Origin of the sequence: Staphylococcus sp. HMSC14D10 (genome assembly GCF_001808125.1) — a bacterium.
Taxonomy (GTDB): domain Bacteria; phylum Bacillota; class Bacilli; order Staphylococcales; family Staphylococcaceae; genus Staphylococcus; species Staphylococcus haemolyticus.
Genome location: NZ_KV792266.1, coordinates 12,980 through 29,859, shown reverse-complemented (window position 1 = coordinate 29,859; position 16,880 = coordinate 12,980). Strand labels below are relative to the sequence as shown.

Here is a 16,880-nt window from a genome sequence, read left to right as displayed (position 1 = left end):
AATTCTCTTTGCTGGGGCCCCGAACCCCAACTTGTTTAGCTTGTAGAGTTTCTTTAGGAAATTCTCTTTTTTAGGGCCCCGCCTACCAGTCAAGGATGACTAGGTTTGAAAAAAGCTTGATTCAAGCGCATTTTCAAATCAGTCATCTACTGACAAAATGATAAAGTAGGCTGAGACATTTTATTTTGTCTCAGCCTCTTTTTAATTTCACAAATTATTAAAATTTTTATTGTAAATAAAGAGGTAGTAGGATATAATTTTTGATGAAATTGATAATCGTTTTCAATAGGAGGATGTTATGAAAAAGTTAATTTTACCTTTACTTGTTCTAATCATCGTTTTAGCTGCATGTGGTAATAATGGTGGTTCAGGTAAATCCGATTCAAAAGAAGAAACAAAATCATATAAATTAGATAGTGGGAAAACTATAAAAATCCCTAAAGATCCAAAACGTATTGCGGTAGTAGCACCTACTTTTGCGGGTGGTTTACATAAATTAGGCGCAAATATTGTTGCAGTAAATAATCAAGTTGATCAAAGTCCAATTTTAAAAAATAAATTTAAAGACACGACTAAAATTGGTGAAGCTGACGTTGAGAAAGTTGCTAAGAAAAAACCTGATTTAATTATTGTTTACTCTACTGATAAAAATATTAAAAAATATCAAAAAATTGCCCCAACAATTGTAGTTGATTATGGAAAACATAAATATTTAGAACAACAAGAAATGCTAGGTAAGATTATGGGTAAAGAAGACGAAGTTAAAAAATGGGAAGACAAATGGAAGAAACAAACTGAAAAAGATGGAAAAGAAATCAAAGATGCAATTGGTAAAGATTCAACAGTTTCTATCTTAGATGAATTTGATAAAAAAGTTTACACTTACGGCGACAACTGGGGTCGTGGGGGCGAAGTATTATATCAAGCCTTTGATTTAAAAATGCCTAAAGGCCAACAAGATTTAGTTAAGAAAGAAGGTTGGGCTGAAGTAAGCCAAGAAAAAATTGAAGACGTAGCTGGTGATTATATCGTATCAACTGGTGAAGGTAAATCTAAACCAAGTTATGAAACAACTAATATATGGAAAAATTTACCTGCAGTGAAAAATAATAACGTTATTGAAGTTAAAGCTGAAACATACTGGTATAATGACCCTTATACGCTTTACTTTATGAGAAAAGATTTAAAAGACAAGTTACTTAAAGCTAGTAAATAATAAAATATAAAAACTATAATCAATTATTTATGATATTTAAGCTATGATTACATATAATGTAGTCGTAGCTTTTTTAAATTTACAAATGTATGTAAGGAGGAATCTTTTTGCGTAAAGTATATTTTAATCACGATGGTGGAGTAGATGATTTAATATCTTTGTTTTTATTATTACAAATGGATGATATCGAATTAGTAGGTGTTAGTACTATAGGAGCAGATTGTTATTTAGAACCTTCAGTCAGCGCTTCATGTAAAATTATAAATCGATTTTCTAATAATTCTTTACAGGTTGCGCCGTCCTATGAACGTGGGGCTAATCCTTTTCCAAAAGAATGGAGAATGCATGCATTCTTTATGGATGCGTTACCCATATTAAATGAATCAACTACCAATAAACAGTCTACCATCAGTGATATAGAAGCGTATGAGGACATTATGAGAGTATTAAGTCAATCAAGTGAACCTGTAACTTTGCTATTTACTGGACCACTAACAGATTTGGCTAAAGCGCTTAAAATTGAACCTGGCATTCAAAATAATATTGAAAAATTAGTTTGGATGGGCGGAACGTTTCTCGAAAAAGGTAACGTAGAAGAGCCTGAACATGATGGTACAGCTGAGTGGAATGCGTTTTGGGATCCGGATGCGGTTAAGACAGTATTTGATAGTGAAATAGCGATAGATATGGTAGCTTTAGAAAGCACCAATAAAGTTCCGTTAACATTAGACATTCGACAAATGTGGGCTGATAAACGTCAATATCCAGGTGTAGATTTTTTAGGTGTTAGCTATGCTGCAGTACCGCCTTTGACACACTTTATTACAAATTCTACATACTTCTTATGGGATGTCTTAACCACTGCTTATATAGGGAAACCTGATTTAGTTCAATATAAATCATTGAATGTAGATGTAGAATTTAAAGGGCCTAGTCAAGGACGTACATTTATTAAAGAAAGTGGGCGTTCTATCAAAGTTGTCACTGATGTTAAGCATGATGACTTCTTTAATTATATTACTGATTTAGCTAAAAAAGTAGATTCTCCTTCTTAAATGTAAACTTTATATTTTATAAAGTTTACATTAGTGGTATAATCATTTTCGTAGAAGGAGGATACAACATGAATACAAGAAATTTAGTTTACACAGCTTTAATGACAGCAATTATTTGTGTTTTAGGATTGGTACCAGGAATCCCGCTTCCAATTATGCCAGTACCTATTGTTTTACAAAATATAGGCATATTTTTAGCAGGTATTATTCTAGGTAAAAAATATGGGACACTGAGTATCATTGTCTTTTTACTATTAGCTGCTGCAGGTTTACCAGTTCTATCTGGTGGACGTGGAGGAATCGGAGTATTTGCGGGACCATCAGCAGGATTCTTATTCTTATATCCAGTAGTTGCATTTGGTATAGGATTAGTGAGAGACCGATACTTTAATAATATTAACTTTGCGATATTATTAGTCGCTACTTTAGTTATTGGTGTATTATTCTTAGATATCGTGGGTACGATTATTATGGGCTTCATTATAAATATCCATGCAAGCAAAGCATTCTTATTGTCATTTACATTTATACCTGGAGATATTATTAAAGCCATTATTGCAAGTTTAATTGGTGTAACTCTTTTAAATCATTCACGGTTTAAAAGTTTGATACAATAAATTTATCAAGCTAATAGGGTGGGTGAATATAGCTATGTCAAATATATCAATACATAATATTGCGCAAGATGGGCATTTATATCATGAAGATAAGCAGAAAATTATTTATTTAACGCCTTCAGAACCGCTTAAGTATGATACGAATAAGTGGTTTTATAAAGAAATGCCCACATTAGATCAGTGGTTCAAGGATATGACCTCTCAATATGAACTGCATCAAAAACAGGATTCAAATCACTTAGCGTTTACTTTTCCAGAGAATGAAAGATTAAGCCAGGAGTGGATAAATGCAATTAAAGATAGAGATTTTCAATTAGGCATACTTGAATTCTATATTATAGAAGGAACTGAATTAACACAGTTAACTAGTAGAAATGATGTAGACATTAAAGAAGTTGATGAAAGCAATATAGAAGATTATTTGAATATCTATTATTCATTTGCATTGCCTTATGGTAAACCATTTGCTATTGAAAGTATTAATAATGTAAGACAAACCATCCTACAAAAAAAAACAATAAAAAACGATTAGTTGCTTATGTTGAAAATGAACCAGTAGGGACTGTTGATGTTATTATTACTGACGTAACTATTGAAATTGATAGTTTTGGTGTAATTGAGCAATTTCAAAGACAAGGTATTGGGTCAACAATACAAGCATACATAGGTAACTTAGCAAATGAACGACCAGTTATACTTGTAGCTGATGGAGAAGAAACAGCAAAAGATATGTATTTAAAACAAGGTTATACGTATCAAAGTTTTGTTTACCACATAGTTAAAGAAGAAGTTAATTAAATAAGGCACAGAGTAGTTTAAACTAATTATTCCAACTACTCTGTGGCTTTAATACGTTCAGGATGACTATAAACATTAAAACTTCCATCTCTAATAAAGCCAATAGCAGTAATATTTAAATCGTTGGCTAATGTAATAGCTAAAGTCGTAGGTGCGGATTTAGATAATATAACGCCTACACCTATTTTAGCCGCCTTTAATAATATTTCAGATGAAATACGTCCACTAAAAATAAGCACCTTATTTCTTACAGGAATACGTCTTTCAAGACAAAACCCATATAGTTTATCTAGAGCATTATGGCGACCAATATCTTGTCTATGTTCGAAAAATTCATTACCATCGCTAATGGCGGCATTGTGCAACCCACCAGTTTGTTTAAATAATGTACTTGCAGTTTGTAATCCAGTCATCATATTGAGTACTTGTTTAGGAGTTAATGTTATTTTTGACATTGAGGTTTTAGCTATTGCCGCATCATTGTGAAAGTAAAATTCTCTACTTTTTCCGCAACAAGATGCAATCATGCGTTTAGTAGAGTATTCAAAGCGATCGCCTAACTCTTTAGTTAACTCTACATGTGCAAAGCCTTTGCTATCATCTATTTGTAATGATTTTATTTCTTCGTTTTTATAAATAGCTCCCTCTGAGGCTAAAAATCCAACTACAAGTTCTTCCATATGTGTCGGGCTACAAATAACCGTTGCGAATTCCGTACCGTTTACATTGATAGTCAATGGAAATTCTGTAACATAACTATCTGTTGTATTTATTAATTGTCCATCTTCATAGCGGATAATAGATTGCCCCTGTAACACATCTTTGTTCATTTATATTTCTCCTTTAAGGATATGTAATTCTATATTAAAACTTTTAGTCACAATTTGAAAAGATTTAAATTACATATAAATAATTAATAGTATATTAAATGTATTTAATAATATGGATATTAGGTGGATTTTTATAATTTATACCTTTCAAAAGATTAAGAATAGCGTATAATTGAATGTATAAAAGGAAGGGGTTAAGAAATGAATATTAAACATTTCATGGCAGTGATTGCTACTTTAGTAATTATTTTAGCAGGATGTTCAAATTCTGGTAGTAATGATAGTGGCAATAAATCATCTGATTCTAGTAAAAAAGATAATGACAAAAAACAAGAATTACAAATTTCGGCAGCAGCGAGCTTAGGTGATGTTAGTAAAGCATTAGAAAAAGAATTTAAAAAAGATCATAAAAATGTTGATGTAAGCTTTAACTATGGTGGTTCAGGCGCATTAAGACAACAGATCGAAAAAGGTGCTCCAGCTGACGTATTCATGTCTGCAAATACTAAAGATGTTGATATGTTAAAAGACAAAGACAAGGCACACGATGCATATAAATACGCTCATAACAAACTTGTCTTAGTCGGAGATAAAAATAGCGATAAATCATCAGTTAAAGATTTACAAGATAATGAAAAATTAGCGATTGGTGAAGTTAAAACAGTTCCAGCAGGTAAATATGCGAAACAATACTTAGAAGATCATGGTTTATACGGTGAAGTTAAAGATAATTTAGTTTACGCTAAAGATGTTAAACAAGTATTAAATTATGTTGAAAAAGGCAACGCTGAAATGGGCTTTGTTTATGAAACTGATTTATATACTGATAAAAAGAAAACAGATAAAGTAAACGAAATTAAAGAAGCTGAACTTAAAAAACCAATCACTTACGAAGCAGGTGTTACTTCAGATAAGAAACTTGCAAAAGAGTGGATGGACTTCTTAAAATCTAAAAAAGCAAAAGATATCTTGAAAGAATATCATTTTGAAATTTAGGAGGTAATAAGTATGCCTGACATTACACCTTTTTGGATTTCGATTCAAGTGGCTGTCATAAGTACCATTATTGTATCAGTACTAGGTATCTTTGTTTGCCGGTTGCTTTATAAAGGAAAAGGGCATCTTACTAAACTCCTTGAAAGTTTTATATTATTACCCATTGTTCTACCTCCTACGGTGCTAGGGTTTATTTTACTTATAATATTTTCTCCTAGAAGTGTTGTAGGACAATTTTTTGAAAACATACTACATCTTCCAGTAGTATTCACAATGACAGGTGCAGTAATTGCATCTGTCATTGTTAGTTTTCCGTTAATGTATCAACACACTATTCAAGGATTTAGAAGTATTAACCCGAAAATGCTAAATACTGCTCGCATCATGGGGGCAAGTGAGAATAAAATATTCTATCGTCTAATTTTACCGCTATCTAAACGTTCAATTATAGCGGGTATAATGATGAGTTTTGCACGTGCAATAGGTGAATTCGGTGCAACATTAATGGTTGCAGGCTATGTACCCAATAAAACTAACACGTTACCACTTGAAATTTATTTCTTAGTTGAACAAGGTAGAGAAAATCAAGCTTGGTTATGGGTGCTTGTGTTAGTCGCATTTTCAATTACGGTAATTGGTGTATTGAATTTTACGAATAAAGATAAATATAGGGAGGTAGAGTAGATGTTAGAGTTAAAGCTTCAATATCAATTAAAAAAGACATTTATTGATATTAACATTAACGATACAGTCCCTAAAATTTACGCAATCCGAGGGCCTTCTGGAATAGGTAAAACCACAGTGCTAAATATGATAGCAGGTTTAAGAACACCAGATAAAGCCTATATCAAAGTCAATGACAGACTGATTATTGATACTGAGCATAAAGTCAATCTGAAAATACAAAATCGCAAAATTGGCTATTTATTCCAAGATTACCAATTGTTTCCTAATATGACAGTTTACAAAAATATAACTTTTATGTCTAAACCATCTGTCCATATAGATGATTTAATGGATCGTCTAAATATTCATTATCTAAAAGAGCAATATCCATCGACACTTTCTGGTGGAGAATCTCAACGTGTTGCTTTAGCTCGAACACTAAGTACAAAGCCAGACTTGATTTTATTAGATGAGCCATTTTCAAGTCTAGATGATGCAACGAGAGATGAAGGAATAAATTTAATTAAACGTATTTTTAAAGAATGGAAAATACCAATCATCTTTGTCACACATTCTAATTTTGAAGCTGAAGTATTGGCTGATAAAATTATTAAGATAGGTTAATTAAAGATAGATTGGGATTAAAATTATAAAATTTTAGCGTTATAGCAGAATTATGATTATTATCTAAGTTAACAAGATGCTTATAATAGACTATTATTAAATCTAGTCAACATTGCGGGTGTGGCCGATGAATTCATATTGAATTCTGTACCACTCCCGCTTTGTTCGATATAATGATAGAAATGGATATTAACTAGAGAGGGCAATGAAAATGACGAGTGAACGTTATTCTAGACAAACTTTGTTTAAAGGAATAGGACACGAAGGACAACAGAAAATTAGTCAAAAACATGTACTCATTGTTGGTATGGGAGCGTTAGGAACCCATGTTGCTGAGGGTCTCGTTCGTGCGGGAATCAAAACACTTTCAATTGTAGATAGAGATTATATTGAATTTAGCAATTTACAACGACAAACATTATTTACTGAAGAAGATGCTAATACTATGTTGCCTAAAGTTGTAGCAGCGGAACGCCATTTAAAAGCATTGCGCCATGACTTGAAACTAAAAACTTTTATTACACATGTCGATTATTATTTTTTAGATAAGTATGCTAAACATGTAGATCTTATTATTGATGCGACAGATAATTTTGAAACAAGACAATTAATTAATGACTTTTCTTTTAAAGAGAATATACCTTGGATATATGGTGGTGTCGTGCAGAGTACTTATATAGAAGCAGCATTTATTCCAGGAGAGACACCTTGTTTTAACTGTTTAATGCCTCAACTACCAGCAATTAATTTAACTTGTGACACTGTAGGTGTTATACAACCTGCTGTTACGATGACTACAAGTTTTCAATTGCGAGATACCTTTAAATTATTAACTGAGCAATCAGTGCCTACTAAATTAACTTATGGAGATATATGGGATGGTCAACATTTTACATTTGGTTTTAGCCGTATGTTTAGAAAAGAGTGTCCAACATGTGGTTCAAATCCTTCCTTTCCATATTTAAATAAACAGCATACATTATATGCAACGTTATGTGGTAGGGATACAGTACAATATGATAATGATAAAATTTCCCAGGAAATGGTACGTGAATTTCTTAAGCAACATCACCTTAATTATCGAGAAAACAAATATATGATAATGTTTGAATATAAAGGACATCGAATTGTTAGTTTTGAGGGTGGACGAATGCTTATACATGGTACAACGAAGACGTTAGATGCCATTCATTTAATCAATCAATTATTCGGATAGGAGTGGAATTAATGCATCAACATGATCACGCGAAAGTAGATAGAATGATTCAATGTGCAGTTTTAACTGTATCTGATACTAGGGATAAAGAGACGGATAAAGGTGGTCAACTTGTACAAACTTTAATACAAGATATCAATGTCGAAGTATTAAATTCAAACTATGCTATTGTCAAAGATGATAAAGTAGCTATTCAATCTCAAATTGAACAATGGTTGGCATCTGATATTGATGTCATAATTACAACTGGTGGAACTGGCATTGCACAAAGAGATGTTACGATAGAAGCGGTTAAGCCACTTTTGGATAAAGAAATCGAAGGTTTTGGAGAATTATTCAGATATTTAAGTTACACAGAGGATGTCGGAACTAAAGCATTGTTATCAAGAGCAGTCGCTGGTTCAGTGAAGAACAAATTAATTTATACTCTACCAGGATCTACTGGAGCTGTGAAATTGGCTATTGAAAAGTTAATCAAGCCAGAATTAAACCATATGTTGCATGAATTGAATAAATAAAAAAATAGTCATGGATTTAAACTTAAATGATAGGTTTCCCTAATTGAAGTTTTGCATCCATGACTTTATTATTTAAATTGAAACATTATATGAGCGCTCGAAATAACTTAACGACGATAGTCACCAGATTTGCCACCTGATTTTGATTCAAGGTAAGTCTCACCGATAATCATACCTTTATCGACTGCCTTGGTCATATCGTAAACAGTTAAAGCAGTTGCAGAAGCGGCTGTTAATGCCTCCATCTCAACGCCTGTTTTTCCTGTAGTGGAGACAATAGCCGTGATATTTAATGTGTATGTAGTATTATCATTAATTTGCCAGTTAAATTGAACATCTATACCTGTTAAAGGTAGAGGATGACACATAGGTATAATCGTCGATGTGTTTTTAGCTGCCATAATACCAGCAATTTGTGCAGTGTTAAGTACATTGCCTTTTTTATTAGTATTATCTATAATTTGTTGATAAATTGTTTCATTAACAGTAATGCTAGAATGAGCTTGAGCAGTACGTTTAGTAATATTTTTATTTGAGACATCTACCATTTTAGCATTACCTTGTTCATTGATATGAGTGAATTTTGACATAATAACCCTCCTGATAGGGTTAGTATATCATGATTTTAAATTATAATTTGGAGATGATAAGTATGTCAGTTGAAAAAAGAAACCCAATACCAGTTAAAGAAGCGATAAATCGTGTTGTTCAACAGGATATATATTTGAATACTACAGAAGTGATGTTAGAAGATAGCTTAGGATATGTACTTGCGGAGAATATTGTTGCAACTTACGATATTCCTCGTTTTAATAAATCACCTTATGACGGGTTTGCTATTCGAAGTAAAGATTCTGCTGGTGCATACTCAGAAAATCGTAAACAATTTAAAGTGATTGATCATATAGGCGCAGGTTCAGTTTCAGATAAAATACTAGGTCAAAATGAAGCAGTACGTATTATGACAGGAGCCCAAATTCCAGAAGGTGCAGATGCAGTAGTCATGTTTGAACAAACAGTTGAGGATGGAGATACGTTTACAATACGTAAGTCATTTGAAGCAAATGAAAATGTATCTCTTAAGGGTGAAGAAACAACAACAGGTGATATTGTCTTGAAAAAAGGTCAAATCATTAATCCAGGTGCAATAGCCGTTCTAGCAACATATGGTTACTCTAAAGTTCCTGTGACACAACGCCCAAGTATTGCAGTCATTGCAACTGGTAGTGAACTATTAGATGTGGATGATGAATTACAACCAGGTAAAATACGCAATTCAAATGGTCCAATGATCAAAGCACTATCTGCAAAAGCTGGATTAAACGTTGAAGCATATAAAATTCAACAAGATGATTTGCAAAGTAGTATTTCAGTTGTCAAAGATGCCATGTCAAAACATGACATCGTAATTACTACGGGTGGCGTTTCTGTTGGAGATTTTGACTATCTACCTGAAATTTACAAAGCTGTAAATGCAGAGGTGTTATTTAATAAAGTTGCAATGAGACCAGGTAGTGTAACAACCGTAGCTGTTGCAAATGGGCAATATTTGTTTGGTTTATCAGGTAATCCATCAGCTTGTTTCACTGGATTTGAATTATTTGTCAAACCTGCGATTCAACATATGATGGGGGCAACTGCCTATTACCCTCAAGTTGTTAAAGCTACTTTAATGGAAGATTTTACTAAGGCGAATCCCTTTACTCGTTTTATTCGAGCATCTGCTACATTTTCACAGAGTGGTGCGACAGTAGTGCCATCAGGATTTAATAAATCTGGTGCAGTAGTAGCAATTGCACATAGCAATTCAATGATTATGTTGCCAGGGGGCACTAGAGGATTTAAAGCAGGTCATACAGTTAATGTTATTTTAACTGAATCGAATGTCTATGAAACGGAAATGACACTATGATTTTGCAAATAGTTGGTTTTAAAAATTCAGGAAAAACAACCTTGATGCAACATACGATAGAATTTTTAAAATCTTATGGTTACACAATAGTCACAATCAAGCATCATGGCCACATTGGTGATGATATAACGCTTCAAGAAGACCATGTAGATCATATGAAACATTTTAATGCTGGAGCAGATCAAAGTATTGTGCAAGGTGAACACTATCAACAAACTGTCACGCGTGCATATAAACAAAATCTTACTCAAATGATTGACCAATCTGTTACAATTGATTGTAATATCATTTTGGTTGAAGGGTTTAAAGATGAACATTTTGATAAAGTGGTCGTCTATCAGACTACTGAAGAATTAGAACAGTTAAAGCAATTAACTAGTGTTAAATATTGTTATTATGTTTATGATAAACATGCGTTATCACAATATGATTATTGGTTATTACAATGGATAGAGCAAAGGGATTGACATTAAATGAAACAATTTGAAATCGTTACTAAACCCATCCAAACAGAACAGTATCGAGAATTTACTATAAATGAACACCAAGGTGCTGTAGTTGTATTTACAGGACATGTAAGAGAATGGACTAAAGGTATTAAAACAGAATATCTAGAATACGAAGCATATGTACCTATGGCAGAGAAAAAATTAGCACAAATAGGTGATGAGATAGAAACGCGTTGGCCAGGGACGATTACAACAATTGTTCATCGCATTGGGCCACTTCAAATTTCAGATATAGCAGTGTTAATTGCAGTTTCATCACCCCATCGTAAAGATGCATATAGAGCTAACGAATATGCTATTGAACGTATTAAAGAAGTCGTTCCAATCTGGAAAAAGGAAATTTGGGAAGACGGTGCAGAGTGGCAAGGACATCAAAGAGGTAGCCACGATCTAGCTACTAAAGGAGAGGACTAACGTGAAGGTATTATACTTCGCTGAAATAAAAGAAATTTTGCAAACTGATAGTGAAACAATTGATATTAATGAAGCAATTAACGTTGATGCTTTTAAACAATATCTGTTTGAAAGACATCCTTCAATTAAATCTAAAAAGTTTCAGGTTGCAGTAAATGAAGAATTTGTACAGGATGAGGATATCATACAACCAACAGACATTGTTGCATTGATTCCTCCAGTAAGTGGAGGTTAACGGGAAATGAAAGCAATTATTTTAGCAGGTGGTCATTCAGAACGTTTTGGTAAGGCAAAGGCATTTGCCGAAATAGATGGACAATTATTTTACCAACAAATTGTTCAAACCTTACAAGAAACTAATATGTTTAATGATATTATTATAAGCACCAATGATCAATTAGCTAATCAATTTAAACATGACAATGTTATTATAGATGACGCTAACAATAAAGATAAAGGTCCACTTGCTGGTATTCATACTGTAATGAAACAATACAACGATGAAGAACTGTTTTTTGTAATATCTGTTGATACCCCTATGGTAACAGGTAAGGCTATTAGTGCTTTATACCAATTTTTAGTATCAAGACTCATAGAAGATCAAATTGATATAGCTGCTTATTCTGAACATGATCGAGTTCTACCAACTATAGCCTTTTATCATCCAAATTGTATAAACGTTATGGATGAAGCTTTAGCTTCGAATGATTATAGTTTACGACATGTTTATAAAAATGTGACGACGGAATGTTTAGATGTTACTAACATACAATCACCTGAATATTGGTATAAGAATATCAACTATCAAGAAGATTTAGATGACTTGAGACAACAGATAAATCATTAAGGAGGGTCCATTTATGGTTACACAAATCAAAGATAAATTAGGTCGACCCATTCGCGATTTGCGTATCTCAGTAACAGACCGTTGCAATTTTAGATGTGACTATTGCATGCCTAAAGAAATCTTCGGTGATGACTATGTATTCCTACCTAAAGATGAGTTATTAACGTTTGAAGAAATGGTTAGAATCGCGAAAGTGTATGCAGAACTTGGTGTGAAGAAGTTACGTATAACTGGTGGCGAACCACTACTTAGACGAAATTTATATCAACTTATAGCTGAGTTAAATCAAATTGATGGTATTGAAGATATCGGTATGACCACTAATGGTCTATTATTAAAAAAACATGGACAAAAATTATACGATGCCGGTTTGCGTCGCATTAATGTTAGTTTAGATGCCATAGATAATGAAGTGTTCCAAGCGATAAATAATCGCAATATCAAAGCAACTACCATTTTAGATCAAATTGATTACGCCGTTTCTATTGGTTTCCATGTTAAAGTAAACGTTGTCATTCAAAAAGGTATTAATGATGATCAAATTATTCCAATGGTAGATTACTTTAAAGATAAGAATATTGAAATCAGATTTATCGAGTTCATGGATGTAGGTAATGATAATGGGTGGGATTTTAGTAAAGTTGTAACTAAAAATGAGATGCTAGATATGATTGAGTCTCATTTTGATATTGAACCAGTACCCCCAAAATATTTCGGAGAAGTAGCGAAGTACTATAAGCACAAAGATAATGGCGCTCAATTTGGTTTAATTACAAGTGTGTCAGCATCATTTTGTTCTACTTGCACGAGAGCACGATTATCATCTGATGGTAAATTTTACGGATGTTTATTCAGTACTGTTGAGGGCTTTAATATTAAATCATTTATACGATCAGGCGTAACTGATGACGAATTAAGAGAACAACTTATAAGCTTATGGAATGTTCGAGATGATCGTTATTCAGATGAACGTACAGAGCAAACGGTTAAAAATAGACAACGCAAAAAAATTAATATGAACTACATCGGTGGTTAGATATACTTCTCTAGCAATGGTTTACGAGTATTGCTAGAGTTTTTTTATTTTTGGAAAATATATTCAATTAATAGTTTAAATTTAAAGTAAATCATTATTGAATGTAATACCTATGATTAAAGAATATGATTATCATAATAGCATTGAGTATATGAATAACTGAATTTGTATTAAATATTAATCGGAAAATAAATAAAATTTGTAATAGATTAAATTGTGTATATGTTATATAATTTTATTAAGGAAATTCAATTTATAAAGCTATAACTACATCTTAGAATCTACATTGGAGGGCTTTAATTATGACAACAGAAAAAGTACAACGTTTTATTGCAGCAGAAAGAGAATTAAGCCAGTTGAAACATTGGTTAAAATCATCGTACAAAATCTCAATAGAGGAATTTGTAGTGTTATTTAAAGTTTATGAAGGTAAGAAAATTAGTGGTAAGGAGTTACGTGACACATTACATTTCGAGATGTTGTGGGATACAAGTAAAATAGATGTAATAATACGTAAAATTTATAAGAAAGAACTTATTTCTAAATTACGATCTGAAACTGATGAACGACAAGTATTTTATTTCTTTAATGCAACGCAACAGAAATTACTTGATAAAATGAAATCTGAAATTGAAGCAATTAGTATTGCTAATTAATAGATTATAAAAAGCGCTGGGAAATATTGACATATTTTCTAGCGCTTTCTAGATATTAATTTAATTGTGTTTTTACTTTTCTTCCATGAACAATAAAGTAAAGTACGGTGCTAAATGCAGCGACGATAGCCATTATGATATAAACTTCTGTATAACTAATGAAACCTGTGAATAAGCCTAATAAAGATGGACCAAATCCTATACCTATATCTAGACCAATAAAGTAAGTTGAAGTTGCAATCCCATATTTATTAGTAGGTGACACTTTAATGGCAATAGCCTGCATAGATGATGATAAATTACCATAACCAATACCTAAGAAGACACCAGCTAGTAATAACATCCATCCACTATAACTGAATACTAATACTACAAAAGTAATGATAAGTGCGATAAATGCAGGATAAACGACAACATTTTCAGTACGTGCATCAATCATTTGACCTGCAATTGGACGTGTAATTAAAGAAGCGATCGAGTAACAAATAAAGAAGTAACTAGATGCTTCTAATAAATGACGTTGTTCAGCAAAAAATTTCAAGAAAGTCAGTATAGAAGCATAGTTCAGTGCAATAATCATCATAACTATTGATACTGGTACTGCTTCTTTTGCAATGAAGTTGTGTATATTAAAGCCTGATGCTTTAGCAATTTTAGCATCTGTTTTATTAAGAACAGCATCAAAATCAATTTTAATAAATAGTGAAATTATTAAACTGATCACACCTAAAACTACACATATAGCAAATAGTAAATTGATAGAGAATGATTTTAATAATAAGATACCGAAGAATGGGCCTATAGCTGTACCAAGTACTAAACTAAGTGAAAATAGACTAATACCTTCACTCTTACGCTCAACAGGTGTGACATGTGCTGCAATAGTACCAGTTGCAGTAGTAGCTATAGCAGTCGCAATCCCGTTAATTAGACGTACGAACATTAAGAATGTGATTGATCCAGGGATAAAGTAAAGTAATTGTGTAATCACAAGCAATAATAATCCAGTAATTAATATTTTTTTTGGACCAAATTTATTTACATATTTACCAGTTCCAAATCTACCTATTAAAGAACCGATAATAAATAATCCTACTACTAATCCAGCTAAACTATCTGAGGCGTGATAAGTAGTCTTACAATAATCAGCAATAATTACTAATAAAAGATACATACATAAATAAACGAAAAAATTGATTGAGAAATTGACTGTAAAACTTTTCGTGAAAATAGGCTGCTTTACATTCTTATTCTGAGTCATTCTGATTCCTCCTCTAAGAATGCATGATGAAGTTTGTTCATTACTGAAATAACATTTTCAAGTTCTACGTCAGATAATCCAGCATTTTTAATAAGCTCACGCTGAACTGGTAATATCTTACGATAAACGTCTTCATATAATATTTGACCTTTATCAGAGAGACTTAGTAACTTCTCACGTTTATCTTCCTTACTTGGTTCTACAATTAATAACTCTTTATCATATAACACTTTAATAATTTTACGTGTAGTGGGTTTTTCTATAAAACGACGTTTAGAAATATGAACTAAGGTCGTTGGAGAGGTACTGGCAATATCTCTTAAGATCAACCATTGACCAGGATGTAAATCAAATTGGTCGAGTATCGATTGCGTTCGTTTCATATATGGTCGGTATAAACCGATGAAACTGTTAAAAAATTCATTTGTTAACATAATAGACTCCTTCCAATAAGTTAGCTTTGCTAACTATTTTGAGACGAAAAATATTATATGACCTTTTTTTAAAAAATGCAATACTAAATCAATAAGTTATGTGAATAAAAGAAGTAATAATACAAGAAGTTTGATAAGATAGATGCAAGTCGAACAATTAAAGGGGAATACGATCAATGGAACTCAGATTTGACCATATTATTCATTATGTAGACAATCTTAAAAATTTTAAATATCCAGGAGAAATTCTGAAAATTAGTTCTGGTGGCAAACATCACAAATTTGGAACATTCAATCGTTTATCATATATTAATGAAAATTACATAGAATTGATAGATGTAGAAGATAAAGAAAAATTAAATAAAGAGGCTAAAACAGAAGAAGGTCGTGTTGCTTTTGCGACTAAAATCGTTCAAGATCACTACAAACAAGGGTTTAAAACAATTGCATTAAGAACATCAAATATTGAATTAATAAAACAATCTTTAGAAGAACGCAACATTGATACGATTGGACCAGTCGAAATGCATAGAGAGAATAAAAAAGGTGATAAAGTAAATTGGAAATTACTTTACATTGCAGACCCTGATTACATGGTAAAGCCTCCATTTTTCATAGAATGGGAGGAAAGGGAAGAAGTGCATAATCAGAAATTAGACACTCTTTTCCAAAAACAATTTAAAATCCATAAAATAATTATTGATAGTGAAAAACGCTCTAAAACACTATCTAAATGGAAAAAATGGTTCGATGTGACTATCCTTGAAGAAGGAGATAATTATACAGATGTACAATTAACGGTAGACCATATTATTTACCGTATTCAAGATGGTAAAACGTCAGGCTATAACACGATTATATTTAAAGATACAGAAACAACTGTACCATACTCAATTATTACGAAAGGTGCAAAATATCGATTCGAGCCTGAAGATTAGTATAGATAAATATAAGTACTATGGGCGATTAGTGACATATGAACGATTGAAAGTATTAGAGATAATATGCTGAGATATGTAGTTACTTTAGACTTCCTTAAAAGCAAGAAAAAGATAGTTAAGACGAATGACAGTCCAACGAACATTACTCTTAAACTAAAATATGAAACTGTTAAAGGTTGAGTCATAGTGACAACAATAGCTATCGCGTTAAACAAAATAAATAGTATTAATAATAAATATCGCATGTTAAACCTCTTTTTAAAGACTAATTTAAAATTTTAAGTTTATATATTATATCAAATATTTAAAACTAGAAATAATATTTTAATTGCAC

21 protein-coding genes and 1 pseudogene are annotated in these 16,880 nt (G+C 32.1%); 17 read left to right on the top strand and 5 right to left on the bottom strand.

What is annotated here, in order from left to right; translation table 11 throughout:
• Positions 1 to 298: 298 nt before the first annotated feature.
• From HMPREF3134_RS09355 to HMPREF3134_RS09340, 4 genes and pseudogenes are all read left to right on the top strand, one after another.
• Positions 299 to 1,216, top strand: a complete 918-nt coding sequence (locus HMPREF3134_RS09355; RefSeq protein WP_070442441.1) for an ABC transporter substrate-binding protein — start codon at positions 299 to 301, stop codon at positions 1,214 to 1,216.
• Positions 1,217 to 1,323: 107 nt separating this feature from the next.
• Positions 1,324 to 2,271: a nucleoside hydrolase gene (locus HMPREF3134_RS09350; RefSeq protein WP_070442438.1), complete on the top strand. Its 948-nt coding sequence runs from the start codon at positions 1,324 to 1,326 to the stop codon at positions 2,269 to 2,271.
• 68 nt (positions 2,272 to 2,339) lie between these two features.
• Positions 2,340 to 2,888: a biotin transporter BioY gene (locus HMPREF3134_RS09345; protein WP_070442434.1), complete on the top strand. Its 549-nt coding sequence runs from the start codon at positions 2,340 to 2,342 to the stop codon at positions 2,886 to 2,888.
• Between the two features lie 34 nt (positions 2,889 to 2,922).
• A pseudogene (locus HMPREF3134_RS09340) lies at positions 2,923 to 3,686 on the top strand (GNAT family N-acetyltransferase).
• A 35-nt stretch (positions 3,687 to 3,721) separates the two neighbouring features.
• On the opposite strand, the gene fdhD reads toward HMPREF3134_RS09340, so the two are convergent.
• The gene (gene fdhD / locus HMPREF3134_RS09335; protein ID WP_070442431.1) at positions 3,722 to 4,516 is read right to left on the bottom strand and encodes a formate dehydrogenase accessory sulfurtransferase FdhD; all 795 of its coding nucleotides are present in this window, start codon (positions 4,514 to 4,516) and stop codon (positions 3,722 to 3,724) included.
• Between the two features lie 201 nt (positions 4,517 to 4,717).
• On the opposite strand from fdhD, the gene modA reads away from it, so the two are divergent.
• The 5 genes from modA (at position 4,718) to HMPREF3134_RS09310 (ending at position 8,536) form a co-directional block, all read left to right on the top strand.
• Complete coding sequence (modA, locus tag HMPREF3134_RS09330) at positions 4,718 to 5,512, top strand: molybdate ABC transporter substrate-binding protein (RefSeq protein WP_070442429.1); 795 nt, start codon at positions 4,718 to 4,720, stop codon at positions 5,510 to 5,512.
• Positions 5,513 to 5,524: 12 nt separating this feature from the next.
• Complete coding sequence (gene modB / locus HMPREF3134_RS09325) at positions 5,525 to 6,196, top strand: molybdate ABC transporter permease subunit (RefSeq protein ID WP_070442426.1); 672 nt, start codon at positions 5,525 to 5,527, stop codon at positions 6,194 to 6,196.
• The gene (locus tag HMPREF3134_RS09320; RefSeq protein WP_070442423.1) at positions 6,197 to 6,802 is read left to right on the top strand and encodes an ATP-binding cassette domain-containing protein; all 606 of its coding nucleotides are present in this window, start codon (positions 6,197 to 6,199) and stop codon (positions 6,800 to 6,802) included.
• Positions 6,803 to 7,013: 211 nt separating this feature from the next.
• A complete protein-coding gene (locus HMPREF3134_RS09315; RefSeq protein WP_070442420.1) occupies positions 7,014 to 8,018 on the top strand; it encodes a ThiF family adenylyltransferase in 1,005 nt (334 codons plus the stop codon).
• Positions 8,019 to 8,029: 11 nt separating this feature from the next.
• Complete coding sequence (locus tag HMPREF3134_RS09310; protein ID WP_011275100.1) at positions 8,030 to 8,536, top strand: MogA/MoaB family molybdenum cofactor biosynthesis protein; 507 nt, start codon at positions 8,030 to 8,032, stop codon at positions 8,534 to 8,536.
• 107 nt (positions 8,537 to 8,643) lie between these two features.
• Here HMPREF3134_RS09310 and moaC read toward each other — a convergent pair whose 3' ends face one another.
• Positions 8,644 to 9,126: a cyclic pyranopterin monophosphate synthase MoaC gene (moaC, locus tag HMPREF3134_RS09305; RefSeq protein ID WP_011275101.1), complete on the bottom strand. Its 483-nt coding sequence runs from the start codon at positions 9,124 to 9,126 to the stop codon at positions 8,644 to 8,646.
• A 62-nt stretch (positions 9,127 to 9,188) separates the two neighbouring features.
• Here moaC and glp point away from each other — a divergent pair, with 62 nt between their 5' ends.
• From glp to HMPREF3134_RS09270, 7 genes are all read left to right on the top strand, one after another.
• Positions 9,189 to 10,448, top strand: a complete 1,260-nt coding sequence (glp, locus tag HMPREF3134_RS09300) for a molybdopterin molybdotransferase MoeA (protein WP_070442417.1) — start codon at positions 9,189 to 9,191, stop codon at positions 10,446 to 10,448.
• A complete protein-coding gene (gene mobB, locus HMPREF3134_RS09295; protein ID WP_070442415.1) occupies positions 10,445 to 10,915 on the top strand; it encodes a molybdopterin-guanine dinucleotide biosynthesis protein B in 471 nt (156 codons plus the stop codon). Before glp ends, mobB begins: the two co-directional genes overlap by 4 nt.
• Before the next feature lie 6 nt (positions 10,916 to 10,921).
• Entirely contained in the window at positions 10,922 to 11,371 is a 450-nt protein-coding gene (locus HMPREF3134_RS09290) for a molybdenum cofactor biosynthesis protein MoaE (RefSeq protein WP_070442412.1), read from the top strand.
• 1 nt (position 11,372) lies between these two features.
• The gene (moaD, locus tag HMPREF3134_RS09285) at positions 11,373 to 11,606 is read left to right on the top strand and encodes a molybdopterin converting factor subunit 1 (RefSeq protein WP_070442409.1); all 234 of its coding nucleotides are present in this window, start codon (positions 11,373 to 11,375) and stop codon (positions 11,604 to 11,606) included.
• Between the two features lie 6 nt (positions 11,607 to 11,612).
• Positions 11,613 to 12,218, top strand: coding sequence for a molybdenum cofactor guanylyltransferase MobA (gene mobA / locus HMPREF3134_RS09280; protein ID WP_070442406.1), 606 nt, complete (start codon positions 11,613 to 11,615; stop codon positions 12,216 to 12,218).
• A gap of 13 nt (positions 12,219 to 12,231) precedes the next feature.
• Positions 12,232 to 13,254, top strand: a complete 1,023-nt coding sequence (gene moaA / locus HMPREF3134_RS09275) for a GTP 3',8-cyclase MoaA (protein WP_070442403.1) — start codon at positions 12,232 to 12,234, stop codon at positions 13,252 to 13,254.
• A gap of 302 nt (positions 13,255 to 13,556) precedes the next feature.
• Positions 13,557 to 13,910 (top strand): SarA family transcriptional regulator, encoded by a 354-nt coding sequence (locus HMPREF3134_RS09270; RefSeq protein ID WP_011275108.1) that lies wholly within the window; start codon positions 13,557 to 13,559, stop codon positions 13,908 to 13,910.
• 55 nt (positions 13,911 to 13,965) lie between these two features.
• Here HMPREF3134_RS09270 and HMPREF3134_RS09265 read toward each other — a convergent pair whose 3' ends face one another.
• Both HMPREF3134_RS09265 and HMPREF3134_RS09260 read right to left on the bottom strand, forming a co-directional pair.
• The gene (locus HMPREF3134_RS09265; RefSeq protein ID WP_070442400.1) at positions 13,966 to 15,171 is read right to left on the bottom strand and encodes an MFS transporter; all 1,206 of its coding nucleotides are present in this window, start codon (positions 15,169 to 15,171) and stop codon (positions 13,966 to 13,968) included.
• Complete coding sequence (locus HMPREF3134_RS09260) at positions 15,168 to 15,605, bottom strand: MarR family winged helix-turn-helix transcriptional regulator (protein ID WP_053024995.1); 438 nt, start codon at positions 15,603 to 15,605, stop codon at positions 15,168 to 15,170. Before HMPREF3134_RS09260 ends, HMPREF3134_RS09265 begins: the two co-directional genes overlap by 4 nt.
• Positions 15,606 to 15,781: 176 nt before the next feature.
• Here HMPREF3134_RS09260 and HMPREF3134_RS09255 point away from each other — a divergent pair, with 176 nt between their 5' ends.
• The gene (locus tag HMPREF3134_RS09255) at positions 15,782 to 16,543 is read left to right on the top strand and encodes a VOC family protein (protein WP_070442397.1); all 762 of its coding nucleotides are present in this window, start codon (positions 15,782 to 15,784) and stop codon (positions 16,541 to 16,543) included.
• On the opposite strand, the gene HMPREF3134_RS12680 is transcribed toward HMPREF3134_RS09255, so the two are convergent.
• Positions 16,540 to 16,791, bottom strand: coding sequence for a hypothetical protein (locus HMPREF3134_RS12680; protein WP_080365854.1), 252 nt, complete (start codon positions 16,789 to 16,791; stop codon positions 16,540 to 16,542). The two genes, HMPREF3134_RS09255 and HMPREF3134_RS12680, sit on opposite strands and share 4 nt — an antisense overlap.
• Positions 16,792 to 16,880: the final 89 nt, after the last annotated feature.

What these genes read in the sequence shown, in the direction of transcription:
- HMPREF3134_RS09355 (WP_070442441.1), top strand. Translation starts at nt 299, where the DNA reads ATGAAAAAGTTAATTTTACCTTTACTTGTTCTAATCATCGTTTTAGCT.
- HMPREF3134_RS09345 (WP_070442434.1), top strand. Translation starts at nt 2,340, where the DNA reads ATGAATACAAGAAATTTAGTTTACACAGCTTTAATGACAGCAATTATT.
- fdhD (WP_070442431.1), bottom strand. Translation starts at nt 4,516, where the DNA reads ATGAACAAAGATGTGTTACAGGGGCAATCTATTATCCGCTATGAAGAT.
- modA (WP_070442429.1), top strand. Translation starts at nt 4,718, where the DNA reads ATGAATATTAAACATTTCATGGCAGTGATTGCTACTTTAGTAATTATT.
- modB (WP_070442426.1), top strand. Translation starts at nt 5,525, where the DNA reads ATGCCTGACATTACACCTTTTTGGATTTCGATTCAAGTGGCTGTCATA.
- HMPREF3134_RS09320 (WP_070442423.1), top strand. Translation starts at nt 6,197, where the DNA reads ATGTTAGAGTTAAAGCTTCAATATCAATTAAAAAAGACATTTATTGAT.
- HMPREF3134_RS09315 (WP_070442420.1), top strand. Translation starts at nt 7,014, where the DNA reads ATGACGAGTGAACGTTATTCTAGACAAACTTTGTTTAAAGGAATAGGA.
- HMPREF3134_RS09310 (WP_011275100.1), top strand. Translation starts at nt 8,030, where the DNA reads ATGCATCAACATGATCACGCGAAAGTAGATAGAATGATTCAATGTGCA.
- moaC (WP_011275101.1), bottom strand. Translation starts at nt 9,126, where the DNA reads ATGTCAAAATTCACTCATATCAATGAACAAGGTAATGCTAAAATGGTA.
- glp (WP_070442417.1), top strand. Translation starts at nt 9,189, where the DNA reads ATGTCAGTTGAAAAAAGAAACCCAATACCAGTTAAAGAAGCGATAAAT.
- mobB (WP_070442415.1), top strand. Translation starts at nt 10,445, where the DNA reads ATGATTTTGCAAATAGTTGGTTTTAAAAATTCAGGAAAAACAACCTTG.
- HMPREF3134_RS09290 (WP_070442412.1), top strand. Translation starts at nt 10,922, where the DNA reads ATGAAACAATTTGAAATCGTTACTAAACCCATCCAAACAGAACAGTAT.
- mobA (WP_070442406.1), top strand. Translation starts at nt 11,613, where the DNA reads ATGAAAGCAATTATTTTAGCAGGTGGTCATTCAGAACGTTTTGGTAAG.
- moaA (WP_070442403.1), top strand. Translation starts at nt 12,232, where the DNA reads ATGGTTACACAAATCAAAGATAAATTAGGTCGACCCATTCGCGATTTG.
- HMPREF3134_RS09270 (WP_011275108.1), top strand. Translation starts at nt 13,557, where the DNA reads ATGACAACAGAAAAAGTACAACGTTTTATTGCAGCAGAAAGAGAATTA.
- HMPREF3134_RS09265 (WP_070442400.1), bottom strand. Translation starts at nt 15,171, where the DNA reads ATGACTCAGAATAAGAATGTAAAGCAGCCTATTTTCACGAAAAGTTTT.
- HMPREF3134_RS09260 (WP_053024995.1), bottom strand. Translation starts at nt 15,605, where the DNA reads ATGTTAACAAATGAATTTTTTAACAGTTTCATCGGTTTATACCGACCA.
- HMPREF3134_RS09255 (WP_070442397.1), top strand. Translation starts at nt 15,782, where the DNA reads ATGGAACTCAGATTTGACCATATTATTCATTATGTAGACAATCTTAAA.
- HMPREF3134_RS12680 (WP_080365854.1), bottom strand. Translation starts at nt 16,791, where the DNA reads ATGCGATATTTATTATTAATACTATTTATTTTGTTTAACGCGATAGCT.